General features: G+C 34.1%; 24 protein-coding genes. 11 read left to right on the top strand and 13 right to left on the bottom strand.

Features of this window, described 5'->3' with window-relative positions:
* Nucleotides 1-128: 128 nt before the first annotated feature.
* The 5 genes from bamA to H6X70_RS06760 form a co-directional block, all read right to left on the bottom strand.
* Complete coding sequence (gene bamA, locus H6X70_RS06780; protein ID WP_194766918.1) at nt 129-2,768, bottom strand: outer membrane protein assembly factor BamA; 2,640 nt, start codon at nt 2,766-2,768, stop codon at nt 129-131.
* Nucleotides 2,701-3,441 (bottom strand): isoprenyl transferase, encoded by a 741-nt coding sequence (locus H6X70_RS06775; RefSeq protein ID WP_194766917.1) that lies wholly within the window; start codon nt 3,439-3,441, stop codon nt 2,701-2,703. The genes bamA and H6X70_RS06775 overlap by 68 nt, the downstream gene beginning before the upstream one ends.
* 2 nt (nt 3,442-3,443) lie before the next feature.
* Nucleotides 3,444-4,136: a DUF6089 family protein gene (locus H6X70_RS06770; protein ID WP_194766916.1), complete on the bottom strand. Its 693-nt coding sequence runs from the start codon at nt 4,134-4,136 to the stop codon at nt 3,444-3,446.
* Between the two features lie 124 nt (nt 4,137-4,260).
* On the bottom strand, nt 4,261-5,145 hold the full coding sequence (locus H6X70_RS06765) for an NAD kinase (RefSeq protein ID WP_194766915.1): 885 nt from the start codon (nt 5,143-5,145) through the stop codon (nt 4,261-4,263).
* A 3-nt stretch (nt 5,146-5,148) separates the two neighbouring features.
* Nucleotides 5,149-5,808: an acetoin utilization protein acuB gene (locus H6X70_RS06760; RefSeq protein WP_194766914.1), complete on the bottom strand. Its 660-nt coding sequence runs from the start codon at nt 5,806-5,808 to the stop codon at nt 5,149-5,151.
* Nucleotides 5,809-5,896: 88 nt separating this feature from the next.
* Between H6X70_RS06760 and H6X70_RS06755 the strand changes: the two genes are divergently transcribed.
* The 6 genes from H6X70_RS06755 (at nt 5,897) to clpX (ending at nt 11,459) form a co-directional block, all read left to right on the top strand.
* Nucleotides 5,897-6,610 carry a pyridoxine 5'-phosphate synthase gene (locus tag H6X70_RS06755; protein WP_194766913.1) on the top strand — a complete coding sequence of 238 codons (714 nt, stop codon included), beginning with the start codon at nt 5,897-5,899 and terminating at the stop codon, nt 6,608-6,610.
* A 79-nt stretch (nt 6,611-6,689) separates the two neighbouring features.
* A complete protein-coding gene (locus H6X70_RS06750) occupies nt 6,690-7,454 on the top strand; it encodes an alpha/beta fold hydrolase (protein ID WP_194766912.1) in 765 nt (254 codons plus the stop codon).
* A gap of 65 nt (nt 7,455-7,519) precedes the next feature.
* Entirely contained in the window at nt 7,520-7,861 is a 342-nt protein-coding gene (locus tag H6X70_RS06745) for a phage holin family protein (RefSeq protein ID WP_194766911.1), read from the top strand.
* Nucleotides 7,862-8,007: 146 nt separating this feature from the next.
* The gene (gene tig, locus H6X70_RS06740; protein WP_194766910.1) at nt 8,008-9,336 is read left to right on the top strand and encodes a trigger factor; all 1,329 of its coding nucleotides are present in this window, start codon (nt 8,008-8,010) and stop codon (nt 9,334-9,336) included.
* Between the two features lie 143 nt (nt 9,337-9,479).
* A complete protein-coding gene (gene clpP / locus H6X70_RS06735; protein WP_194766909.1) occupies nt 9,480-10,154 on the top strand; it encodes an ATP-dependent Clp endopeptidase proteolytic subunit ClpP in 675 nt (224 codons plus the stop codon).
* Nucleotides 10,155-10,226: 72 nt separating this feature from the next.
* A complete protein-coding gene (clpX, locus tag H6X70_RS06730; protein ID WP_194766908.1) occupies nt 10,227-11,459 on the top strand; it encodes an ATP-dependent Clp protease ATP-binding subunit ClpX in 1,233 nt (410 codons plus the stop codon).
* Nucleotides 11,460-11,729: 270 nt separating this feature from the next.
* On the opposite strand, the gene H6X70_RS06725 is transcribed toward clpX, so the two are convergent.
* Both H6X70_RS06725 and H6X70_RS06720 read right to left on the bottom strand, forming a co-directional pair.
* Nucleotides 11,730-13,316 (bottom strand): OmpA family protein, encoded by a 1,587-nt coding sequence (locus H6X70_RS06725; protein WP_194766907.1) that lies wholly within the window; start codon nt 13,314-13,316, stop codon nt 11,730-11,732.
* 115 nt (nt 13,317-13,431) lie between these two features.
* Nucleotides 13,432-14,961: a GH3 auxin-responsive promoter family protein gene (locus tag H6X70_RS06720; RefSeq protein WP_194766906.1), complete on the bottom strand. Its 1,530-nt coding sequence runs from the start codon at nt 14,959-14,961 to the stop codon at nt 13,432-13,434.
* A gap of 42 nt (nt 14,962-15,003) precedes the next feature.
* On the opposite strand from H6X70_RS06720, the gene H6X70_RS06715 reads away from it, so the two are divergent.
* A complete protein-coding gene (locus H6X70_RS06715) occupies nt 15,004-15,798 on the top strand; it encodes a DUF2797 domain-containing protein (protein ID WP_194766905.1) in 795 nt (264 codons plus the stop codon).
* Nucleotides 15,799-15,853: 55 nt separating this feature from the next.
* On the opposite strand, the gene rpsU is transcribed toward H6X70_RS06715, so the two are convergent.
* The 4 genes from rpsU to H6X70_RS06695 form a co-directional block, all read right to left on the bottom strand.
* Nucleotides 15,854-16,048, bottom strand: a complete 195-nt coding sequence (gene rpsU, locus H6X70_RS06710) for a 30S ribosomal protein S21 (RefSeq protein WP_194766904.1) — start codon at nt 16,046-16,048, stop codon at nt 15,854-15,856.
* 32 nt (nt 16,049-16,080) lie between these two features.
* Nucleotides 16,081-16,944, bottom strand: a complete 864-nt coding sequence (locus H6X70_RS06705) for an RNA polymerase sigma factor RpoD/SigA (RefSeq protein ID WP_194766903.1) — start codon at nt 16,942-16,944, stop codon at nt 16,081-16,083.
* Nucleotides 16,945-18,258: 1,314 nt separating this feature from the next.
* Nucleotides 18,259-20,952 carry an AsmA-like C-terminal region-containing protein gene (locus H6X70_RS06700; protein ID WP_194766902.1) on the bottom strand — a complete coding sequence of 898 codons (2,694 nt, stop codon included), beginning with the start codon at nt 20,950-20,952 and terminating at the stop codon, nt 18,259-18,261.
* A gap of 118 nt (nt 20,953-21,070) precedes the next feature.
* Nucleotides 21,071-21,775 (bottom strand): queuosine precursor transporter, encoded by a 705-nt coding sequence (locus H6X70_RS06695; protein WP_194766901.1) that lies wholly within the window; start codon nt 21,773-21,775, stop codon nt 21,071-21,073.
* A gap of 279 nt (nt 21,776-22,054) precedes the next feature.
* On the opposite strand from H6X70_RS06695, the gene folK reads away from it, so the two are divergent.
* From folK to H6X70_RS06675, 4 genes are all read left to right on the top strand, one after another.
* Nucleotides 22,055-23,200, top strand: coding sequence for a 2-amino-4-hydroxy-6-hydroxymethyldihydropteridine diphosphokinase (gene folK, locus H6X70_RS06690; protein WP_194766900.1), 1,146 nt, complete (start codon nt 22,055-22,057; stop codon nt 23,198-23,200).
* 133 nt (nt 23,201-23,333) lie between these two features.
* A complete protein-coding gene (locus tag H6X70_RS06685; protein WP_194766899.1) occupies nt 23,334-23,489 on the top strand; it encodes a hypothetical protein in 156 nt (51 codons plus the stop codon).
* Nucleotides 23,462-24,214, top strand: coding sequence for a hypothetical protein (locus H6X70_RS06680; RefSeq protein ID WP_194766898.1), 753 nt, complete (start codon nt 23,462-23,464; stop codon nt 24,212-24,214). The genes H6X70_RS06685 and H6X70_RS06680 overlap by 28 nt, the downstream gene beginning before the upstream one ends.
* Before the next feature lie 70 nt (nt 24,215-24,284).
* The gene (locus tag H6X70_RS06675) at nt 24,285-24,575 is read left to right on the top strand and encodes an STAS-like domain-containing protein (protein WP_194766897.1); all 291 of its coding nucleotides are present in this window, start codon (nt 24,285-24,287) and stop codon (nt 24,573-24,575) included.
* 101 nt (nt 24,576-24,676) lie between these two features.
* Here the strand turns inward: H6X70_RS06675 and H6X70_RS06670 are convergent, their stop codons facing one another.
* Together H6X70_RS06670 and H6X70_RS06665 are read right to left on the bottom strand one after the other, a co-directional pair.
* Nucleotides 24,677-25,294: a class I SAM-dependent methyltransferase gene (locus H6X70_RS06670; RefSeq protein ID WP_194767022.1), complete on the bottom strand. Its 618-nt coding sequence runs from the start codon at nt 25,292-25,294 to the stop codon at nt 24,677-24,679.
* 84 nt (nt 25,295-25,378) lie between these two features.
* Nucleotides 25,379-26,203, bottom strand: coding sequence for a hypothetical protein (locus H6X70_RS06665; RefSeq protein ID WP_194766896.1), 825 nt, complete (start codon nt 26,201-26,203; stop codon nt 25,379-25,381).

The raw sequence follows: 26,203 nt of genomic DNA, 5'->3' as shown, positions 1-26,203 counted from the left end.
GCTACTAAATAAGCCGTATTTTTAAAACTTAATCTTCAAAATTAACGAAATATAATCTTAAAAATTTTATTTCCCATTAAAAACATTAAAGTGTTATTAGAAAATATCATGCCAAAATTAATTGTGGTTTAAAATTGCTGTCCGATAATAAAGTGTGTTTCCCACCCATTTCTTACAGTCTGTCCAGGTAATGGGTCGAAACCATAACCGAAATCTATACCTAATAAACCAAATGCTGGCATAAAAATTCTAAGTCCTAAACCTGCCGATCTTTTCAAATCGAAAGGGTTATAAGCTCTAAAGTTGTCGTAAGAAGCTCCTGCTTCTGCAAAAGTTAGCGCAAATATTTTAGCCGACGCTTTTAATGTTATTGGGTAACGTACCTCTAATGAAAATTTATTGTATATCGTTCCTCCATCTTGACTTGATAAAGATTGATTTGGGTAACCACGTAACTGAATCGCTTCTCTACCATCTAGACTGTAACTTCCTAAGCCATCGCCTCCAAGAAAGAAACGCTCAAATGGAATAACTCCTCTATCATTATTATAAGCACCTAAGAACCCGAATTCTGTGCTAGGTCTTACTACTAAATCTTTAAAAAGTTGGAAATACCATTCCCCTTTAAACTTCAGCTTGTAAAACTCCAACCAGTTATAACGTTCTTGATCTATTTCTGAAACTCTCGCGCCTGCTTCTGCTCTTTCTTCTGGCGAGCTGTTAACGTTTAATTGTTTTGCTACGTTTTCTTCACGCTCTTCTTTTAGGGCTTTATAGTCTGTATTATTAAATAAAGACCATGGTGGCGAGAATTTCGCGCTAACAGAGAAGCTAGACCCACCTGTTGGATAAATAGGGTCTACACTTGTGTTGTTTCTACTTAAACCAATAGTATAAGATAAGTTGTTTGAAAAACCATCGCCAAAAGTAAATAACCCAGTATTGTAGTTATTTAAATCGTAACGTTGGTAACTAGCGGCTTGCGATAGTATAAAATAATCGTCTGGTTCTTTAAGGCGTTTAGCTAAGCCAAAAGTAATTCCTGTAATATTAAAACTTTGATCGCGGTCTGCTTTGCCAGTTCGGTAATCGTATAAAAACTGCTTGGTATGCGATAAAGATGCCGAAAACTGAATAGGACGTTTACCACCCATCCAAGGTTCAGAGAATGAAAAACTGTAGGTTTGGTAAAACTGACTGGCTTGTAAACGTAAAGCTAGTTTTTGACCATCTCCCATAGGGATCGGTTTATAAGCTTTTTTATTGAAAATATTTTTTATCGAAAAGTTATTGAACGATAACCCTAGTGTTCCAATAAAGCCACCACCACCGTAGCCACCTTGTAGTTCTATTTGACTTGATCCGGTTTCTTTTACCGAATATTCCATGTCTATTGTTCCTGCAACGGGATTTGGGTTGTTAAAGTTTGGTACGATTTCTTGAGCATCAAAAAAGCCAAGTTGACCAAGTTCTCTAACGGTACGTACAATATTTGCTTTACTGTATAATTGACCAGGACGTGTACGAATTTCTCTGTAAATAACGTGGTCGTTAGTTTTGTCGTTTCCAACAACAGATACACTGTTGAAATAAGCTGGTTTTCCTTCCGAAATTCTAATTTCAGTATCAATAACGTGGTCTTCTACATTAACTTCAACCGAGTTGATGGTTGAAAATAAATACCCGTTATTTTGATATTGGTTGGTAATATCGAAAGCATCTGGTTTAGACTGGTCTGCAATACGTTCTTGTAATAAAATGCTATTGTAGGTGTCTCCTTTGTTAATACGTAGTAACCTTGATAAGTATTCATCAGAATAGGCCGAGTTTCCTATAAATGTAATATCACCAAATTTATATTGTTCACCTTCCGTTACATCTATTATAAGCGAAATGGTTTTATCATTATTTACAATTAAAGAGTCTGCAACAACTCGAGCATCTCTATACCCGTTTTTCTTATAAGTATCAATAACATGGCCTAAATCGGCTTGATATGCAGAATCTATAAATTTTGAACGTTTCCAAATACGCAGGCGATTAATTTTTTTTGTGTTTTTCATGCTGCTTCGGAGTTTTTTACTGTCCAAAACATCATTGCCTCTAAACGTAATATCTTTAACTTTAACTTTTTCGCCTTTATCAATATTTAATACCATATTAACTCTAGAGGTTTCTATAGAGTCTTTAACAGGAATGGTATTTATATGCACTTTGGTGTTGTAATAACCGTCTTTCTTGTACTTTTTAGTTAGAAAGTTTTTTGTTGTAGTAATAAGGTTTTCGGTAACTTTTACGCCTTTATTCAGGTTGTTATCTTTAATAATCTCGTCTTGTTTACTCTTTTTAACGCCATTAATTTTCAGGTCGTTTATTTGAGGTAAATCGGATAATCTAATTTCAAGACTTGCTACATCACCTTCAATATTGGTGACATAAACTTCGATATTATCGAATAATTTAGAATTCCATAGTTTTTTAATCGCGTTACTAATAGCTTCACCAGGAATGGTGATTTCTTTGCCTTTGCTTAAACCCGAATAAGTAATAATGGTTTGTTCGCTAAAAGACGTATCACCAGAAACAGTAATTTCTCCTAAGATGTACTTTTTATTTGCAATTTGTGCCTTAACATTAAGGCTTCCTATAAAAAGAATTATAGCAGTACAATATTTCAAAAATGTTAATATATTAGGAATATTAACTAAGTTGGTCACTGGTTTTCCCAAATCGTCGTTCTCTTTTTTGATATTCAATAATAGCTTCATACAAATGTTGTCTGGTAAAATCTGGCCACAACACACTTGTAAAATGTAATTCGGCATATGCAATTTGCCATAGTAAAAAATTGCTTATCCGTTGCTCACCGCTGGTTCTAACAAGCAAATCTACGTCTGGTAAATTTTGCGTGTAAAGATGCTCATTTATAATTGATTCATCAATATTTTCGTGCGAAATTATATTATTTTTAACTTTAATACTAATTTCTTTTACTGCGTTTACTATTTCGTCTCTAGAACCATAGCTTAAAGCCAGGCTTAAAGTCATTCGTGTATTATTTTTAGTACTTTCTATGGCGTCAGAAAGTTCTTTGTATACTTTTTTAGGAAGCGCTTGTAAATTACCAATTGCAGCAAGCTTAATATTATTGTCATTAAGCGTTTTAAGTTCTTTGGTTAATGAGCTTACTAAAAGCTTCATTAATGTTTGCACTTCAAGTTTTGGGCGGTTCCAGTTTTCGGTAGAAAAAGCATACAGTGTGAGGTTTTCAATACCAAGTTCGGCGCAAGCTTCTACGGTTTCTTTAACCGATTTTGTGCCGTTTTCATGCCCAAAAGCACGAATCATACCTTGTTGTTTTGCCCAACGTCCGTTACCATCCATAATAATGGCAATATGTTTAGGCAACGCATGAGGCAGTATGTTGTTTTTTAAATCCATTTTTATTCTACACAATAACAGGGGTTTTCTCCAAAGGTATAGGTAAGTGTAATACCTGTAAACATATACCAGTCGTTATTGTTTATATTTCCAATTTTATGTTGTTCTTGTAGTGCTTTCGAGTTTGGGATGCTACCATCTAATTTGTCGGTAAACGTATAACGAGCGCCAACTTCAATACCTACAATAATGTTTCCTAAGAAATTAGATTTAAAACCTAATGCCATAGGAATACCAAATGCCCAGCTAGATGTTTCTTCTGGGGTTTGTATGCCTGCGCTGTTAAAATAGCTATTGTCATAATAACCAGCAGTTATTCCTGAATAGATATATGGTGCGCCTATTTTGTTTCCAGCATGTAAATCGAAATCGGTAAAAGTAAATTCCATACCAGCAGAAAGTTCGATTAGTTCAGTTGAAAACTCGTAGTCTCTTTGTATGCGTCTTGGGTCATCCGATTCGCTGTCGTAGCCTTTTAAATCGGTATAAATGATTGATGCACGGTACGAGTGTCTTTTACTTCTGTTCCATTTATATATGCCACCAATAGCCAATTGGTTTGGTGCGATATAGTCGGTAGCACCAATGTCGCCAATAAAATTACTTGCTCCAACAAAAACGCCAAGTTCGTTAATTTGAGAGTAGCTTAATTGGATGCTTAAAATGCTAATTATCAATAGGATTAAATGCCTCATAAATATTCAAAAGTTTGCAAATATAATAAATAAGATTAGTCTGTAGTACATTGAACTAAATAGTCTTAGTGTAAAACAGCATTTCTTTGTAATTATTGTTTTATTGAGGGATACTTAATAAGGATTAGTTTCGTTTGTCTTCACCCCAAAGGAGTTTTTTTCGTAGTGTAATTAAAAAGCTTTCGTCTAAAAGATCAATCATTTTTATTTTGAAATCTGCTTTTTTAATTTTTATAAGTGTGCCGTTGTCTAAGGTCGCAATTCTAGAATCTAAGGATACTAAATGGTTGTCTTCACGACCACTAACTCTTAAATGAACCTCGGTAGAATCTGGAATTATTAATGGACGGGCGCTTAAATTGTGAGGTGCAATAGGTGTTAATACAAAACTATTGGTGCTTGGTGTAATAACAGGGCCGCCGCAACTTAAAGAGTAGCCTGTTGAGCCTGTTGGTGTTGAAAGGATTAAACCATCGCTCCAATACGAAGTTAAATATTCACCATCTAAATGGGTTTCAACCGTAATCATCGATGTGGTGTTTTTTCTACTTACAGCCACTTCATTCAAAGCGAAATTTAAAGATTTAATATCGTCGTTTTCTGGTGATGTTTCAACCGATAAAAGACTACGTTCCGAAATTTTATAGTTGCCATCAATAATATTTTGCATGGCCACTTCAATAGCGTCAACTTGTATGGTAGCTAAAAAGCCAAGACGTCCTGTGTTAATACCAACTATAGGGATATCAATATCTTTTACAAAAGTGATGCTCCTTAATATAGTGCCATCACCACCAATACTTACTAAAAAATCGTAGCTTGTATCTAAAGTGTCGAAGGTTTTAAATGAACTGAAGTCATTAATTCTAGCGGATTTTTCTTTTATAATATTGAAAAACTCGGTTTCAATATAGGCATCAATGTTTTTTTTCAACAAAAAGTTAAATAATCTTTCTACTGAAACTGATGTGGTTGAATTGTAAAAACGTCCGAAAACGGCAACTTTCATAAATTAAATATTTAAGTATTTTTTTAAATAGTCCGAACGTTCTTTTAAACCTTCAATATATCCATCTTCTTCGTGTCCAGAGACAATAATATAGCTGTATCTTCTAAAGGTTTGAATGATGTCGTTAAGACCGGTATTGCCAATTTTTAGGGTTATTTGTGTTAAATCGGTGGTCATTTTCGAAATAAATGCCCCTAGAATTTTACCACCGTTAGATTCTACAATTTGGCTAATTTCACTAAGCGAATAATCGGTAGTGCCTTTTTCTACCACTAAAACACCGCCTGGTTCAGAGAAAAAGGGCGAATCGGCAAACAAACTTATAATATCACTAAGTTCATAATAGCCTAAGTACTCGTTTTTGGCATTAAGTACAGGCATGATATTGGTGGAACTTGTGGCGAATGTTTCCAAAACATCCAACCAAAGTGTGGTGTCTCTAACAAAAAAATCTTCTAATGAATATTTGTATTCGGTTAGGCTTTTTTCGGTTTCAAAACAATAAGCATCGGCTTCCGAGAAACACCCTAAAAAAAGGCCGTCTTCACTTTTAACAGGGATGTGCGAAAAGGTTAGTTGATTAAATAACAATTGCAAATCACTCACGCGGCTACTAATATTTAGTGGCTTTATGTCGTTTATGATGAATTCTAAAAGTTTCATGATTCCTACTGAATTGGACTGCAAATTAATCAAAAAAAAAGTATGTAAGCCTGTTCTACTTTGTATTTTTGTTTTTTAAAATGGATTTATGACAAAGTTAAGTGTTAATATTAATAAGATTGCTACGTTAAGAAACTCGCGTGGTGGCGATGTGCCTAATGTGGTGCAATTTGCAAAAGATGCCCAACGATTTGGAGCCGAGGGAATCACCATTCACCCAAGACCAGACGAAAGACATATACGTTATCAAGACGCTCGCGATTTAAAACCAGAGGTTTATACGGAGTATAATATTGAAGGAAATCCTGTAGAATCGTTTATGAAATTGGTGCTAGAAGTAAAACCAACGCAGGTTACTTTGGTTCCAGATGCGGTTGATGCTATTACGAGTAATGCAGGTTGGGATACCATAAAACATAAAGACTTTTTAGTTGATGTGATTCAGGAATTTAAAAATAACGGCATTCGAACTTCTATTTTTGTCGATCCTGTTTTAAAGCAAATTGAAGGTGCTAAACTTACAGGAACAGACCGTATAGAATTGTACACCGAAGCGTATGCGCATCAATACAGTTTGGGCAACAAAAATGCTATAAAACCTTATGTAGAAAGTGCCGAACTGGCAAACACTTTAGGTTTAGGAATTAATGCAGGTCACGATTTGTCTTTAGATAATACAGAATTTTTTAAAAATGAAATTCCTAATTTATTAGAAGTTTCAATTGGGCATGCGCTTATTACAGAAAGTTTGTATTTAGGTGTTGAAAATGTGATACAGATGTATTTGCGTAAACTTAAGTAACTAGTCGCAGTTTTCAGTCACAGTTAAAAAATATTGCATAACAGTTTCCCTCCTTCGGAGGGATTAAGGGAGGAAAAAAATGATTTTACATTCAACAATAATAGGAACAGGCAAGCCATTTGTTATTTTACATGGTTTTTTAGGGATGAGCGATAACTGGAAAACTTTAGGGGTTCAGTTTAGCGAGCAAGGTTTCGAGGTGCATTTGGTCGATCAGCGTAATCACGGACGCAGTTTTCACGATGATGCTTTTAGCTATGAAGTCCTTTCGGAAGACTTAAAAGCCTATTGCGATGCGCATCAATTATCTGATATTGTATTATTAGGACATTCCATGGGCGGAAAAACAGCCATGTTATTTGCAACGCAATTTCCCGAATTGGTTTCCAAATTAATAATTGCCGATATTTCACCAAGATTCTACCCCGTACATCACGATGCGATTTTAAATGGTTTAAGCGCTATAAATTTTGATGAAGTTAAAGGCAGAGGTGAAGTTGATAAGGTTTTAAGCGAGTATGTTCAAGATTTAGGTACACGCCAATTTTTACTTAAAAACCTGTATTGGGTTGAAAAAGGCAAATTAGGCTTGCGCATAAATATTGAGGTGCTTCATAATGAAGTTGCCGAAGTTGGCGAGCCTTTACCAAGTTATGCAACCTTTAATGGCGACACTTTATTTTTACGTGGCGATCGCTCCGAATACATTGGTGTTGGTGATGAGCGTATTATAAAAACTCATTTTCCTGCTGCTGAAGTTGAAACCATTTCCAATGCAGGGCATTGGTTGCATGCCGAAAATCCTAAGGACTTTTTTGAAGCGGTTATGCAGTTTGTAGCATAGTTTTCATCTAAATTTCAAGAAAAATCTTATATTAGTGATTGTTTAAAAATTTAAAACGCTAAAAAATGAAACTCATTTTAAACCTATTATTAACCGCAGTTGCTGTATTTGTTTTGGCTCATGTTTTATCGGGTGTTACCGTGGATAGTTATGTTACAGCAATAATTGTCTCTGTTATTTTAGCTGTTTTAAACTTTTTTATAAAACCTATTTTAGTCATTTTTACCTTACCCATTACCATTCTAACCTTAGGGTTATTTTTACTTATTATTAATGCTGTAATTATTTTATTGGCAAGTAATTTAATTGATGGGTTTTCGGTAAGCAGCATCTGGACAGCCATCCTTTTTAGTATTCTATTATCTATTCTAGAATCGCTACTGCATTCGTTTGTAAAAGAGGATTAAACCACTCTAAAAATCAAGTTCTTAAAAACTTTGCTAGGATGTAAAAATATATTATTTTTGCATCCCAATTTTGGTTACATAAAGTTTAGGTTTTTAAAAGAAACCTTATTGTTAAATGCCTGATTTAAGGCTTTATATCATTTAAAATGAATATTACAAGAGAAAACGTTGATGCATTAAATGCTGTTGTTAAAGTTGATATTGCTAAAGAAGATTATAGCGATAAAGTAGAGAAAATCTTAACCGATTACCGTAAAACAGCAAATATTCCAGGTTTTAGAAAAGGTCATGTACCAATGGGCATGGTTAAAAAGCAGTACGGAAAAGCAGTTTTGGTTGATGAGGTAAACAAGCTTTTGCAAGATGCTTTAAACAAATATTTAACTGAAGAAAAATTAGACGTTCTTGGGCAACCATTACCAAAACCTCAAGATGATATCGATTGGGATGCTGAAGGTTTTTCATTCGAATTTGAATTAGGTTTAGCACCAGAATTCGATGTTGAATTAAAAGGAAAAAAAGCCATCACACAATATAATATTATTGCTGATGATAAAATGATTGATGAGCAAGTTGAGCGAATTCAAAAACAATACGGGAAATTAGTTTCTCAAGATACAGTTGAAAAAGACAGCGAAATCACTGGGACTTACACCAACGAAGAAAAAGAAATTGATAACACAGTTACTTTAACTTTAGATAAATTTAAAGGGAAAGCAACAGCAAAACAATTTGTAGGTGCTAAAGTTGGCGATGTTATCACATTAAAAACTAAAGGTCTTTTTGATGATGAGCACGATTTAATGCATGCTTTAAAATTAAGTCATGACGATGTTCATGGTCTTGATATTGAAGTGAATTTTACTATTACTGAAATTAACGAACGTGAGTTAGCCGATTTAGATCAAGAATTATTTGATAAACTTTTTGGTGAAGGTGAAGTAAAGTCTGTTTCAGAATTAAAAGCGAAAATTAAAGAAGACGCCGAAAAACAATTTGTACAACAAGCCGATCAAAAGTTATTAAACGATGTTACTGAATATTTGGTTGAAAACACAAAATTCGATTTACCAGCCGAGTTTTTAACTAAATGGATGCAAACTGCAGGTGAAAAAGAAATTGATTTAGCTCAAGCCAGAGAAGAATACGAGAAATCTGAAAAAGGTTTACGTTACCAATTAATTGAAGGGAAGTTGATTACAGATAATAACGTTCAAGTTACTATGGACGATATTAAAAATCACGCTAAAGAAATGATTAAAGGGCAAATGGCTCAATTTGGTCAATTAAATCCTTCAGATAAAGAATTAGAGGATATTGCTGCACGTGTATTAGGAAATCAAGATGAAGCACGTCGTATTTCAGAGCAGTTAATCAGCCAAAAATTATTAGCGGTTTACAAAGAAAAAGCAAACCTTAAAGTAAAAGAATTAAGTTACGAAAACTTTGTTAAAGAAGTTTACGGCGATAAATAAGTAAAAAATTAATTGCTTATCTTTAAGCGCTTAAATCAAGAGGTTTAAGCGCTTTTTTTATTTAAAAGCATACTTTTTTAAATCGATTTTCAATGTATTTTATTGAAAGTCAATGTTGAATTAAAAAATATAAAAGGAAAATTATGGATTACGCAAAGGAATTTGAAAAATTCGCGATAAAAGATCAAGGGATTAGCAGTACTTATTATAACAAAATAATGAGTAGCATGTATCCACAAAGCTTGACTCCAAATATTATTGAAGAACGCCAAATGAATATTGCTGTTTTTGATGTATTCTCTCGTTTAATGATGGATAGAATCATTTTTTTAGGAACAGGTATTAACGATCAAGTGGCTAATATTGTACAAGCCCAATTGTTGTTTTTAGAAAGCACAGATGCTAATAAAGACATTCAAATATATATCAATTCTCCAGGTGGAAGTGTATACGCTGGTTTAGGTATTTACGATACCATGCAGTTTATAAAGCCTGATGTGGCTACTATTTGTACAGGTATGGCAGCCTCAATGGGAGCTGTTTTATTATGTGCAGGCGCTAAAGGAAAACGAAGTGGGTTAACACATTCTCGTGTTATGATTCACCAACCTTTAGGTGGCGCGCAAGGACAAGCGAGTGATATTGAAATTACAGCTAGAGAAATCCTAATTTTAAAGGAAGAACTTTATAAGATTATCAGTAAGCATTCGGGGCAGGATTACGACAAAGTATACCAAGATAGTGATCGTGATTACTGGATGAAAGCCGATAAAGCCAAGGAATATGGTATGATCGATGAAATTCTAGTCCGTAATTAAATAAAAATTTGTAATTTTAAAGAATTGTTATAGAGGGATTTATGATAATTTTGTTCCATAAAAAGTAGATTAATGGCAAAAGAAGAATTAGAATGTTCGTTTTGTGGTAGAAAGAAGCCAGAGACAAACTTGTTGATAGCAGGCTTAGATGCGCACATCTGCGACAGATGTATTGAGCAAGCGCACGGCATTGTTCTGGAAGAATCTAAACAAAGCGATAGTAGTGATTTATCGGCAGAATTAAAACTTAGAAAACCCCAGCAAATTAAAGGGTTTTTAGACGAATATATTATTGGGCAAGACATTACTAAAAAGGTGATGTCGGTTGCGGTTTACAATCATTATAAAAGATTATTACAACCTGTTACTAAGGATGATATTGAAATCCAAAAAAGTAACATTATTATGGTTGGTCAAACAGGTACAGGAAAAACCTTAATGGCTAAAACCATTGCAAAAATGTTAAACGTGCCATTGGCTATTGTTGATGCCACTGTTTTAACTGAAGCTGGTTATGTAGGTGAAGATGTAGAAAGTATTTTAACACGTTTATTACAAGCAGCAGATTACAACCTAGAGAAAGCTGAAAAGGGTATCGTTTTTATAGATGAAATAGATAAAATTGCTAGAAAAAGTGATAATCCTTCTATTACACGCGATGTTTCGGGTGAAGGTGTGCAACAAGCTTTACTAAAACTTTTAGAAGGTACGGTTGTTAACGTGCCACCAAAAGGCGGTAGAAAACATCCCGATCAAAAATTTATTGAAGTGAACACCGAGAATATTTTATTTATCGCTGGTGGTGCTTTTGATGGTATTGATCGTGTAATCTCAAAACGTTTAAACATGCAAGCCGTAGGTTATAGCGCTTCTATGTCTGATGATGTTGTCGACCAAGATCATTTATTACAATATATCATTCCAAAAGATTTAAAAGATTTCGGTTTAATTCCTGAAATAATAGGACGTTTGCCTGTGTTAACGTACATGGATCCTTTAGATGCAGCAACTTTAAGAGCCATTCTTACAGAGCCTAAAAATGCCATTATTAAGCAATACAAGAAATTGTTTACCATGGATGAAATCGATTTTTCGATTACAGATGGTGCTTTAGATTATATTGTAAATAAAGCTATTGAGTATAAGTTAGGAGCCAGAGGTTTACGTTCGCTTTGTGAAGAAATTTTAACCGATGCTATGTTTGAATTGCCTAGCAGCAAAGAGAAAAGTTTAAATGTAACTAAGGCTTACGCCGAAGAAAAATTATCTAAAACAACTTTAAAGAAACTTAAAGCCGTTTCATAATTTAAAGTTCAAGATATAATATGTTAAAAACCCACACGGAGAGTCGTGTGGGTTTTTTTGTGGATATTAATTAATACAAAGGGTATAATATTTATAAGAAGAGTAAAATCACTAGATTTAGTAATGTTTACTTGTTTGTCTTCAAAATTCTGCCCAAAGGTATTCTTATAATTAAACTTGAACAATCTGGTTTTGTGTGTTTTAGACCACAGGTTAAAATACTCGTTTAATTACGTTATTAGCGTGCTTTTAATCGGATTTCTTGTTTTTCTATTTTATAATCACAAATTCTATGCGTCTGTTGGCTTGTAAATCTTCTGCCGAACAATTGTTTTTGCAATCAATTAGTGGTTCAGATTCGCCATAGCCTTTCGATTTCAGCCTGCTTTTTGAGATGCCATTTTTTACTAAATAATTTACGGCTGAGGCTGCTCGTTTTTCAGAAAGTCTTAAGTTGTAACTCGCGCTACCTTTATTGTCAGTGTGGGCATTAATGGCTAGTTTCATGTTAGGATTATCGTTTAGTACTTTCGCAATTTTATTTAAAGAGATAAACGATTCTTCTTTTACATTCCATTTATTAAAATCGAAATAAATATTTTCTAAAACAATATTTGTTTCCGTAACAATAGGTGGTATGGTTTCCAATTCAATGTTTTGGGTGTATTCTGTCTCAATGCCTTTATCGGCATAGAAAGGGATGGTAGTATTCTCGAAACCATCTTTATGAACAATGATGCTATAGTTCTCTAAAGGGGCAACATTAAAGGTGTATGATCCGTCTTCAGCGGTAACTGTTTTGCCAACCACTTCACCTTCATCATTTAGTAAACTTAATTGGGTATTTGGTAGTTTAATATGGGTGTCTAAATCCGAAACAATTCCTCTAAGAGTTTGGTTTACGTGTTTGTTTATGGCAATATAAATATCGTAACTGCCAACGCCGCCAGCTTTGTTAGACGATACATAGCCTCTGTTTTCTGTAGCTAGGAAGAAAGCTATTTCGTCGTTTTCAGTATTAATTGTAGAGCCTAAATTTCGCGGTGATTTATAGTGGTCTTTAGAAATTTCACTTCTAAAAATATCGTAACCTCCTATGTTTTCATGGCCTTTCGAGGCAAAATACAAGAAATGGTCGTCTAAGGAAAGCGCTGGGTATTTTTCATCTTGCACTGTATTAATAGTGCTTCCTAAATTTTTAGGCGCTCCTAGGCTACCATCACTATTTATATTAGCAACATAAATATCGAAACCGCCTTTACTGTCAGGATAATTTGCAGCAAAATACAGTTTGTCGCCTGTGTGATTTATAAATGGGGTTTCAATAGAAACATTGGGTTTGTTAATATCTAGTAAGGTTTCGTCTATCCAATTACCTTTGGAGTCTTTTTCTAAAGTTGTTTTGTACAGTTTAAATTCTAACGAGTTTTCATGAGTACTACGTGTAAAATATGCCGTTTTTTCATCTTTTGAAAACGTAATCTGGTCTTCACTTAACTGGGTGTTTATTATTCTGGAGTAAGATAATGGTCTGTGTAATGCGCCATTTTCAGCATCCACATCTACACAATACAATTCTTTGTAAGCTTCATTTGTATTGTGGTCTATTTTTGCTAAAGCTCCAATTTTTTTTGCGGACACCATAATGAATTTATTTCTGAAGAAGCCTGAGCCAATTTCAGAAAAATCAGAATTGATGGTAGTAGGCTGCATCTCAAAAAGGAAGCCGTTTGGACCAATTTTAGTTGATTGAGACGTTTTTATACTTGTGTTTTCTGCCGTATTTGCGTTTTTTGTGCTTTGACTAAAAACCATGTGAGAGACAAGAAAAATTAGAAAACAAAGTTTCGTTTTCATTTAGAAAAGGTTAGGTTAGTAAATGGTTGGTGTAAATATAAGCTAGAACCCTTTCGTTTCAATAACCTATAGATTAACAGCTAATTAATTCGATAACAGCTTGTTTGTTTATGAATTAACCTACAAATTCACGTGTGTTAAGCGCTTTAAGCTCATCCATATATTCTCTTGTGTTAGAAAGGCGAGGAATTTTATGCTGGCCTCCTAGTTTGTTGTTCTGTTTTAGCCAATCGTAAAACAGTCGGTTTCTAGCGATATTTATTTTAGGTTTGTTTAAAGTGATGTTGTTAAATCGTTTCGCTTCGTAATCGGAATTTAGTGCTTTCAGGGCATTGTCAAACAATTCATTAAATTGGTTGAGATCTTTTGGGGGTGTTTTAAATTCAATAAGCCATTCGTGTGCGCCTTTTTCTTTGCCAGCCATAAAAATAGGGGCAGCAGTAAAATCTACAATTTCAGAATGTGTCGCTTTACAAACCGTTTTTAAAGCGTTTTCTGCGTTTTCAATAATAAGCTCTTCACCAAAAACATTTATATGATGTTTGGTACGTCCCGAAACCTTAACACGGTATGGGCTTAACGATGTAAAACGTACGGTGTCACCAATTTTATAGCGCCACAATCCAGCATTTGTGGTAATGATAACCGCGTAATTTTTATGCAATTCAACTTCGCTAAGCGGAATGGCTTTTTCTTCGGAAGTCGCATAAATATCCATCGGAATAAACTCGTAAAAAATGCCGTAATCCAGCATTAAAAGCAGTTCATCGGAATGGTTTTGATCTTGAATCGCAAAAAATCCTTCCGAAGCATTATAAATTTCGTAATATTTAAACCCTGATGTTGGGAGAATTTTTTTGTATTGATCGGCGTACGGTGTAAAACTCACGCCGCCATGAAAGTAAACTTCCAGGTTTGGCCAAACATCAAGTATGCTGTTTTTTCCTGTGGTTTCTAGAACGTTATTTAGTAAAACAAGCATCCAAGACGGTACGCCTGCTAGGCTGGTTACATTTTCGTTTCTGGTTTCATCAACAATAGCTTGCATTTTATATTCCCAGTCGCTCATTAAAGAAACCTTATTGCCTGGTGTACTGCTAAATTCTGCCCAAAAAGGCATGTTATCAATTAAAATCGCCGATAAATCGCCAAAAACAGTACCGTTTTCTTTGTGTAATTGTTTGCTTCCGCCTAAGCGTAAACTCTTCCCTGTAAACAATTGCGAATCTTCATTATTGTTTAAATACATGCAGAGTAAATCTTTACTTGCTGCATAATGGCAGTCTTCTAAAGATTCTTCACTAACGGGAATAAATTTACTTTTTGCATTGGTGGTTCCGCTAGATTTAGCAAACCATTTTATGGGTGTGGGCCAGAAAAGATTGGTTTCTCCTTGTCGGGAACGATCTATTACATCTTGCCATCCATCGTAGTTTTTAATGGGTACACGTTCTGCGAAAGTTTTGTAGTTTTTAATGGATGCAAAATCGTAGGTTTTACCAAACTCGGTGTCTTTTGCAAAATGAATTAAACTCATTAGCAATTCGTTTTGCACTTCATTAGGGTATTTTAGAAACAATTCTATTTGATGAAATCGTTTTTTTAAAAACCAAGATGCAATCGAATTAACTATGGGTATTGGCATATTTATTTTATCTTTAATTTTTTAAAAATAACACTTTTTTTTATGACCTACCAAGGTGTTTTAACAAAAATGGACACAGAATTTTCAAGTCCTATTCAATATTATTTAGTATTTGAAAATGATTTCCTAAATGTAAACCAATTATTGGACAAAAACATTAGTATTCAGTTTGTTAAATATCAATGTTTGAATTGTGGTATGGACAAGCCTATTTACCGACAAGGTTTTGATAAGCAATGTTTTTTTGAAATTCCGCAAGCTGCCGATTGGATTATGCATCCAGAATTAAGTAAAGCACATTTGGGTATTGAAGATCGCAATTTAGAATACGAAAAAGCGGTGCAATTAAAACCGCATATTGTGTATTTGGCAAATTCTAGTAATGTGAAAGTAGGTGTGACTAGAAAATCGCAGGTGCCCACGCGTTGGATTGATCAAGGTGCGCATGAAGCCATTGAAATTGTAGAAGTGCCTAACCGTTATTTGGCGGGCATTACAGAGGTGGCGCTAAAAGATCATATTGCCGATAAAACCAATTGGCGAAAAATGCTTAAAAATGATATTGATGATGAAAGCTTAGAAACTTGGCGCGACCGCTTGGAAGCTTATATTCCAGATGAAGCGAAATCGTATTTTATTGAAAGCAATAAAGAAACACATATTGACTACCCAGTACATAAATATCCTGTAAAACCTAAGAGTTTAAATATTCTGAAAGAGCAGCAATACACCGGGAAATTGGTTGGTATTAAAGGGCAGTATCTTATTTTTGAAGACGACACTGTTTTTAATGTACGTGCCAACGAAGGTTTGGTGGTTAGCATTACCGTAAACTAAAAACCCATCTATAAATTAATTATAAATGGGTTTCTGTGTTATATTAAAGAATAGATTAAATCTCTTCTTGATCTCTTAAACCTTGAATGTAAGATGCCTTTTGAACTTGACGACGTTTTTTTACAGATGGTTTTGTAAAGAATTGTCCGTCTCTTAAGTTTTGCATCACTTTAATATTTCTGTGTTTTCTTTTGTAGCGTTTTAAGGCACGCTCTATGTTTTCGCCGTCTTTTACAATGATTTTTAACATATCTCGATATTTATTAATTTTCAGTATTTAGGTTACCCCAAATACGTTTTTAGTACTCTGCTTTTTGAAGCGTGACGTAATCTGCGTATACCACGTTCTTTTATTTGTCTTACACGTTCTCTAGTTATTCCAAAATCAACGCCAATTTCTTCTAGACTTTTGGACTGTTTTACGCTAATACCGTAAAAGTATCTAATAACTTGTGCTTCCTTATCCGATAGGGTCTCTAAAGCACGATTTACATCGGCGTTTAAGGACTCTTGTATTAATTCGGAATCCGGTGATTTGGATTCATTCGATTTAACAACATCGTATAAGCTGAACGTTTCGCCTTCCTTTAACGGTGCATCCATAGATACATGTCTTCCAGAGACTTTCATCGATTGCTTAACATCACTAACGGTTAAGTCTAAAGTTGTAGCAATCTCTTGAGCACTAGGTGCTCTTTCATGGGTTTGTTCTAAAAATGAATACGCTTTATTTATTTTATTGATCGAACCAATTTTGTTCAAAGGTAACCTAACTATTCGAGATTGTTGTGCTAAAGCTTGAAGAATTGCTTGTCTAATCCACCAAACCGCATAAGAGATAAATTTAAAACCTCTAGTTTCATCAAATCGTTTTGCCGCTTTTACCAAGCCAGCGTTGCCTTCGTTGATTAAATCGGGCAAAGTTAAACCCTGATTTTGATACTGTTTTGAGACCGAAACAACAAAACGTAAGTTGGCCGTTGTAAGCGTATCTAAAGCTTTTTGATCCCCTTTTTTAATACGCTGCGCTAATTCTACTTCCTCTTCGGCGGTAATTAACGGTATTTTACTAATGTCTTGAAGGTATTTGTCTAAAGATTTGGATTCGCGGTTGGTAACTTGTTTTGTGATTTTTAATTGCCTCATATAGATTTTTTAAGATTATGTCTAACCTATAACATAAGCTTTTTATCTGAAAAACCTAATATTTACGTGTTTTATTATGAAAAATCGTTCAAAACCGTTGAAAACGGCTCGATTTTGATGAATTTTGAACGATTTTGAGTTTTTTTAATCTTCTTTTTTGTTGAAAATTAATTTTATTAGGAACTAGATTCTCGATACGATGCTCCTAAGGTCGCATCACTCGAATGGACAGAAGTTTTTTGATGTAGTTTTTTCTTCGGAAGTAAATTTTAATTAGAACAAGATTCTCGATACGATGCTCCTAAGGTCGCATCACTCGAATGGACAGAAGTTTTTTGATGTAGTTTTTTCTTCGGAAGTAAATTTTAATTAGAACAAGATTCTCGATACGATGCTCCTTAGGTCGCATCACTCGAATGGACAGAGGTTTTTTGATGTAGTTATTTCTTCGGAAGTAAATTTTAATTAGAACTGGATTCTCGATACGATGCTCCTTAGGTCGCATCACTCGAATTGACAGAGGTTTTTTGATGTAGTTTTTTCTTCTGAAGTAAATTTAAATCAGAACTAGATTCTCGATACCATGTTCCTTAGGTCGCATCACTCGAATGGACAGAAGTTTTTTTGATGTTGTTTTTCTTCGGAAGTAAATTTTAATTAGAACAAGATTCTCGATACGATGCTCCTAAGGTCGCATCACTCGAATGGACAGAAGTTTTTTTGATGTAGTTTTTTCTTCTGAAGTAAATTTTAATTAGAACAAGATTCTCGATACGATGCTCCTAAGGTCGCATCACTCGAATGGACAGAAGTTTTTTTGATGTTGTTTTTTTTCGGAATTAGATTTTAATTAGAATTGGATTCTCGATACGATGCTCCTAAGGTCGCATCACTCGAATTGACAGAAGTTTTTTGATGTTGTTTTTCTTCTGAAGTAAATTTTAATTAGAATTGGATTCTCGATACGATGCTCCTAGGGTCGTATCACTCGAATTGACAGAAGTTTTTTTGATGTAGTTATTTCTTCGGAAGTAAATTTTAATTAGAACTGGATTCTCGATACGATGCTCCTAGGGTCGCATCACTCGAATTGACAGAGGTTTTTTGATGTTGTTTTTTCTTCGGAAGTAAATTTTAATTAGAACCAGATTCTCGATACGATGCTCCTAGGTCGCATTACTCGAATGGACAGAATTTTTTTGATGTTGTTTTTCTTCGGAAGTAAATTTTAATTAGAATTGGATTCTCGATACGATGCTTCTTAGGTCGCATCACTTGAATGGACAGAAGGCGTAAAAAATCATTGAAAGCGTATTATTTAACGCTGTCAGTTTTCTTTTTCTTGCCGCCTAGCAATCCGCTAAGGGCATTTTTTACAGCATCGTTTGTGCTTTTTGTGGTATTCGATTTCGTGTTTGTGCTGTCTTTAGACGTTGTTTTACTTCCACCAAGGAGTCCGTTAAGCACATCGTTAACCGAATTATTTTGATTGGTTTTAAGAGAATCTGTTTTCGATTTATTACCACTTATTAATTCACCTAGCATGTTTTGTGCTTGTTTTGTGCCTTTATTAAGGAGTTTTTGTTTTTCAATTTCAATAAGTTGGTTTGTTAAATTAGACATTCCACTGGTTAAATCGGTTTTAACTGTTGGACTTGTAAACGTACCTCCAATGGCAGCGGTAACCGGAATGGCAATGTTGTTTGCTTCTGGTGTGTCAATTTTTCCAATAATGCGGTTTATATCACTTCCTAAATATTTCGCAGGCACATTAAACACGGCGTTATAATCAATCGATTTATCAAAACCATGGGCGCCCGAAATATCTATGGTAATATCTTCATATTTTACTTCAAAAGGTTTTACGCTTACTTGTCCGTTGGCAAATTCAATCTTTGTTTTTAAATCTTTTAAGTTCAATTTGTTAAAATCAACAAAGCTTAAAGCACCTTCTAATTTGTTAAACAATTCCCCTTGATTGGTATTTACTTTTCCGCCTAATAATTCGGTAAGCGCATTTCCTGTTAGCGTGTTTAAATTTGGAGTTAAATCCTTGGTTAAATCGCCCGATAAAGCCATAGTTGAGTTTAATGTACCTTGAAGCAGTTTGGCTATAGGTGCTAAGTTTTGTAAAAGTTCTAAACCTTGAAAAGCTTTAGAAATATCAAAACCATTTATGCCCAGATTAAACGAAAAGGCAGGGACTTCTTTTTTTGTTGAAACGCTTCCGTTTACAGCCAGCTTTCCGTCAAATAAACTCGAAGTTAAATCTTTTATCGTGGCTTGTTGGTCTTTTATTAAAAGCGTACCCATCACGTCTTTTAAGTTTAAATTATCGTAAGCCACATTTTTGGCAACCGCTTTAATGGTACAATCTAAAAAGGCTGGAATTTTTAAAGCTTCGGTTTCTTTGGTGTTTTGATTTGTTACTGTTTCAACTTCAGTTTCAGACATAAAATCGGAAACCGCTAAATTATTTGCATACAAATCAAAATGACCTTGAAGCGTGCCGTTACTTAACATAAAACCTAAAAGGTTATTAATGGTTCCTGTTGCTTTTAAATCACTTTTGCCAGTTTTAGCCTTGAAATCGTTAAGGCTAACGGTTGAAGGATTAAAGGTGATATCAATGTTTGAAATATCCATAGGATGATTCATCGCATCCGAAGAAAAAACAAAATTGGTAATGGTGGCATTTCCTGAAGCTTTAATACGTTCGTAGGCATTTGTTTCAATCGCGTTCATGTCAAAAGCCGTATTCATGTTAGCTTTTAATAGTCCGCTTAAAGGTGTGTCCAATTCTAAAGGATACGCTTTAGTGAGGTTGCCAAGGTTTAAAACACCATTAATTACAGCATTTACGGCCATATTTCCAGTGATGTTTTTAAGGAGAATAGACGATTTAAAAACGTCTTGATCGATTTTGAAATTTAAAGCTTTTACATCAACATAAGTATCATCAACATTTCCTGTGGTGTTTTTTATTGTGGTGTTAATTACGATGTTTTCAACCTTTTTTGGTAAGTCAGGGTATTTAAACGAGGCATTGTTGGAGGTGATGTTGATATCTAAAGTAGGAATGGTTTCTTCGGTCATCATTCCTTTTACGATGCCTTTAAGTTTGAAATCGCCTGTAGTTTCTACGTTTTCAATGTTTTTTGAGTAGATTTCAGGAATGGCCGCCAAGAAACTTTTAAAAGACGATTCGGGGTTTTCAAAAGTGATGTCTATGTGTTGTCCGTTTTCAAGTTGTTGCACGTAACCTTCAAAATGAATAGGCAAATCGTTAAAAAAAGCTTTGTTGTCTTTAAAGGTGTATTTGCTATTGGCAAGATCTAAACCAATTAAAGCATCTAACTTTATAGGATTGCTGTTTAGGTAGTTTATGCTGTCTAGGGTAAAGCTAATGTTTGCTTCACTTTTGGTGTCTAATTCGGAGATTTCGGCTGAAAATGTGCCATGACCTTCATGGTTTAATTCGGTAAGTTGTGCGGTGGTTTTTGAAAGTTCGTCAATATAAGTAAAGGCACTATTTTGAATTTTATAATCTTCAATACTAAACGTGAAATTGCTTGGTTTAGCTTCCGCGGAAGCGTTACCGTTATCTTCTTTAGTAATATCGTAATTGTTATTTCCGAATTTATCTGTTTTTAATGTGATAAGCGCTTCGTTCACATAAATGGAATTGATAACAAGCGGTTCATTGGCCTTTTTGAAAAGTTCCTTAATCGACATGGTAAACGCTATGCTTTTAATGGTAGCAAAAGTTTCGTCTTGAAAAGGCTCTAAATTGGTAATTACCAAATCGCTAATGCCTACTTGGGCTTTTGGAAAACTTTGAATTAAACTAAGGCTAACATCGCTAAATTCTACCTTTGCATTTAGGTTTTGGTTAATGGCTGTTTTAACCAACTCTTTAATCTGACCTTGAAAAACAAAGGGAATAGCAATGAGTAAAATTAGAATGCTAAGTAAAGTGATGCCAATAATTTTTAAAGCTTTTTTCATGTGAGGTATTCTTAAAGGTTGAATGGGGTTTGCGTTCTACAATACGCAAAATTGCTATTTACAGATGAATTTTCGAATTATTTTATGTTAAGATTAAGGGTAAAGCGACGTTTTTGCTTTACAATAAATCTATTTCTTGGTTTGTTTTTAAATTGAATCTTTTTCTAAACAAAAATACGCCAATGTATAAAAGTGGTGTGTCGCAAAGTGCAATTAGGGCTTTAAAAAGAAATCCGCTAATCACTAAACCTTTAAAATTTTCCCAAGGGATAATATCAAAAGAGCACAATAATAAAACGATGGTAAAGGTATCTATAAATTGCGAAAACCAGGTTGAAAAATTATTGCGAAGCCATAGATGTTTACCGCGAGTTAGGCGTTTCCAGAAATGATAAATTTGAATGTCTATAAATTGCGCAAATAAATAAGTAATCATGCTTGCAAAAACGGCGATTGAGGTGTTGCCAAAAACCGTGTTAAACATATCGTCGTTAACGTAACTCCAGTTTGTGGCAGGCACTGCACTTGCTACTTTTATTATTAACAACGAGAATAGCGACGCAAAAATACCTACAACCACAATATCGTTGGCGCGTTTTTTACCATAAATTTCGCTAATTAAATCGGTGATTAAAAAAGTAATGGGATAGGGGAGCACGCCAACCGAAATTTCAAACAAGCTGTTTCCAAAAATTTCTATTTCAAACGGATGCCAATAAAAAAATTTCTGAAAAATAAGGTTTGAAACCACCAACGACGTTATGAATAAGCCCCCTAAAAGCATGTAAATACGTTGGGCAGCAAGTTTATCTCTTAAAGTCATTTGTGATTTTTTTTCAGTTTGAAAGTTGTAAGTAAGGTCGTTTAGTTAGCAATTTAGTGATTAAACAAAAATATGATAAAATTTCGTGGTTTTAGAAATGTGCTTCTCGATACAATTCCGAAGAAAAATCGGAATCACTCGAAGTGACAAATAGACGCTGTATCAGTTCGAGTGATGCGGCCTAAGGCACATGGTATCGAGAACAAATCAAAGTAAATATTAAATTCGCGACTATAAATATAAAGTATTAAAAATTGTTTTAGTTATTTTGCCTTTCTTATGCTAAAAACCACGACATATTATCTTGCTTTAGGAAGCAATAAAGGCGATAAATTTAAGAATTTACAGGACGCCATTCAGGCCATTCACGAGCAGATTGGTAATGTTTTGTCTATTTCTAAAGTTTATAAATCGCCTGCTTTTGGTTTTGAGAGCGACGATTTTTTTAATTGCTGTTTGGTTTTACAAAGTGATTTAAAACCTCAGCATGTTTTAGATTTACTTCTTAAAATTGAGATCGATTTAGGTCGCGTTCGAACCCAGAAAAGCGGTTACGAAGCCCGCGTGATTGATTTGGATATTGTTTTAGCTGAAGCTGAAATAATAAACACCGAAACCTTGCAAATTCCGCATCCTGAAATGAGTAAGCGTAAATTTGTTTTGTTGCCACTAAACGATATTGCGCCTAAAGTGATGCATCCGGTTTTAGGAAAATCCATTGCAGAGTTGTTAGAAACCTGCGATGATGCATCGGTTTTAGAACCACTTAAAATATGGTTGAAAAACCCAAGTAAAGCCTATAATTTTTCAAAATACAGTTACATTGCTATTGAAGGTAATATTGGCGCCGGAAAAACAAGTTTGTCTACAAAAATTGCACATGATTATAATGCAAAACTTATTTTAGAACGCTTTGCTGATAATCCGTTTTTACCAAAATTTTACGAAGACGGCGCGCGTTATGCTTTTACTTTAGAAATGTCTTTTTTGGCAGACCGCTATCAGCAAATTTCTGAAGATTTATCGCAATTGGATTTGTTTAAAGATTTTATTGTGAGCGATTACGATGTGTTTAAATCGCTTATTTTTTCTAAAATCACCCTACAAGGCGATGAGTTTAATTTGTACAGGAAGTTGTTTTACTTAATGTATAAAGAATTGCGCAAGCCCGATTTATATGTTTATTTGCATCAAAATACAGAACAATTGCAGCAAAACATTAAAAAACGTGGCCGCGATTTCGAGCAAAACATAGCCAACGATTATTTGGAAAAAATAAACACAGGCTATTTAGAATTTTTAAAAACTCAAACCGAATTTAATGTGAAAATTATAGATGTTTCTAATCGCGATTTCGTAGAAAATCGCGCCGATTATCTATGGATTTTGAGGGAGATTACTTCGTTCACTAAGAAGCCTGTCTGATGTTGTAATAATGCTTTAATATAAGTCTTAATTTTGGTTTTAAGCACAGGAGTTGAATTAGTCAAAATATTGCTGTTTCTCTTTTGATTGGGAGCTATTGGCTTTTAATTACCTTTGTGTTAAAGGATATTTAATGAATGAATATATTTTATTAGTTCCATCTACTCAGCGAACTGCTGATTGGTTTCGGTTTGTAAAGGAAAGTTTAAATCATGTTGATGATGTAGATTTGCTTATTGTCGATTTTAATGAAGTCCGTTTATGGAAACGGATGATTTTGTTATACTAGCTTGTTTGATTGAAAGCTTTTACATTAAGAAATGTAATGTTAGGTTTATTGGAGGAACGAAAGGGTTTAATACGCATCTTTTTAATATAAAATTTAAAGAATATTGGAATGAGGGTTTTGATAGGGCTAAATTTACTTTATCATATAACCGAACAACTCTTTGTTTGTGGAAAATATCTTCAGATATGATATATTCATACTCTATGTATGCTAAACAATATTTTGAAAGGTTTGAAGGGAATAAAGACTTAATAGCATTGTCGGCAAACATGGATGAGGTTTTTAATAATGTTTTTGATCATTCTAATTCTTCTGTTACAGGTTATATTATTACTCAATATTACCCCAAGAACAATAAAATATCGTTTTCTGTTTGTGATTTTGGTGTTGGTATTGCTTCTTCAATTAATAATGATAGAAAATGTAAAGAAGAGAAGCCAATGGAAGACTGGAAGGCTATTATTAAATCCTTAGAAAGAGGTTTCTCTATTAATTCTACTCCAAGAAATAGAGGTTTTGGTTTGAATAATATATTGGAGCTTACTGAAAGTTCAAAAGGTAAATTATTAATTATATCTAATAATGGTTTTGTTGAGAAAACTGCAGGTGAAATGTATCGTTCAGGTAGGGTTGAATTTGACTTTTCAGGTACATTAATTAAAATAGAAGTAGACTTAAATACTTTTGTTGAAAAAGATGAATCAGATGAAATATTTGACTTTTAGGAAAAATAACGTATATTTATTTATACTTTTGTATGGAATTTTATCGTGTAGTTAATAAAATATTTGTCTAATGAAAACTTTAATTTTAAAGAATATCGTGAGAAATTCAAGCTCAAATGAGGAAGGGGAAATTCTTTTTAATGCGCTACAGCGGGCATATTTAAATGGTGAGCAGTTGCTATTATACGTAGATTCAAATTTATCTATGTCTTCTTCTTTTTTAAATACTTCTATTGGTGTTTTTTTGGATAAGTATGGCTTTTCTAATTTTAAAGAAACTGTAAAATTTAAAGGTTCTAAAAATCAGTTTTTAAGACTTAATCAATATATAACGAACTATAAAGATATATATTTAGTTTAGTACTCAGTTTTTGGTTGAGATACCAGATAGTTGTTTTTTATTATTCATGCGTTCATGAATAAATCAGATATTTTGAGTACTTATTTGGTTTTTCAATTCCCTTAAAACAAAGTAAAAAGCAACGTTACAAGGCGCCCTTTACCATCTTCTAGAATATGCTCATCAAGTTGTTTAACTTCTTTAACTTTAAAATTAAAAGGAGCTTCCAGAATATTAACACCGCTGTTTTTCTTTATGCGGATGCCTTGCCCAGAAATGATGTCTAAATTTGGTTTAAATGCTTCTGTTGGGATGTGCTCGGTAAGAATAATGTATTTGTAAGCTGTTAATTTTTGAAGGGTGTTTGCTATTTCTTTATTTGATAAATGCTGTAAAACTTGGCGTAATATAATGCAATCGCCAGGAGGGAGTTTGTCTTTAGCGATGTCTAAACAATAAAATTCTAAGTTGTTTTCCTGGTAAATGTTTTTGTTTCGTGCGATAAGATTTTCAACAATATCTATGGCTTTATATTTTTGGGTGTATTTAACAAGTTGCTTGCCAATATTAAAATCGCCGCAACCCAAATCGCAAACGGTTAACACGTTGTTATGGGCTTTTAAAAAGGTTGCGATGGCGTCTAAATATGGTGTAATGATTTCAGGATCATGGGAGCCTGCGCCGGAATAAAAATCATGGTCGTTACCGCCCCAAAGATGCTTGTCGTAAATTTGATCCATAACCGCTTTAGTGGGCCAGGGTTGTTTTTTTCTTTTGGTTTCTTTAGTCAAATTTTTTAAACTTCTTGTTGGGTTGAAATGGTTTTATTCTTCTTTGTTGTGTGTTTCCAACCATTTTTCGCCGTCTTTATCTAAAAAGAAATCCATCCACACATAGTATAATTCTTGGTTGGCATTAACAGAAACAGAGTGGCTTGAACCTAGTGGGATATGTAGTAATGAATAGGGTGGAAAATCTACTTGCGCTTCGTCTGCATGTACGATGGCTTGATTGTTGTCTAAGCCCAAAAACAATTGTTCTAGCATGGCGTGTACATGTGCACCAACGGCATCTGGCCCAATAGTTTTAACGGTTCCCATAGCTACTCTAGGAATGTATTTGTTTGGTAATATGGTTCTGCTTGTGGTTTGCGGACTTTTAATAGGCTCGGTGTAGGATTCGCAATCGGTAAATTTTGCGAAATACATATTTTCTGTGTTTTCCTTTGGGAAAGTTTTAATGTATTCACGGTCTAATTCTGTTTGATGTACAGAAATTTTTAGGTAGTGAAGCACTTCATCTTTGTTAGCTTTAAATGTAATGTGTTTTACATTATTAGGCAGCATGATGGTTTCGGGGACGATGTCGTATGTTTTGCCTTCCGAAGTTAATTCTCCGTAACCTTTTATAAATAAATAGATGGTTTTGTGCTTCTTATCAATCTTTACCTTTTTAGTGACATCACTATTAATAGTGATGTGTTCGGTGCTTACGCCTTCAATTTCGTTGATAAGAACTGGGGTACTTTGTTCTTTTTTAGTCGCCGCTAACGACATGTCAAGATTTTTAATTGGAATTTCTTGAGCGCTTAAAGCAGTAGATGAAAACAAAATGGCGGTAAGGTATGGCGAGATTGATTTTAGTTTCAT

Source organism: Tamlana sp. I1, assembly GCF_015355625.1.
Lineage (GTDB): Bacteria > Bacteroidota > Bacteroidia > Flavobacteriales > Flavobacteriaceae > Pseudotamlana.
This window is presented reverse-complemented; position numbering and strand designations above follow the sequence as displayed.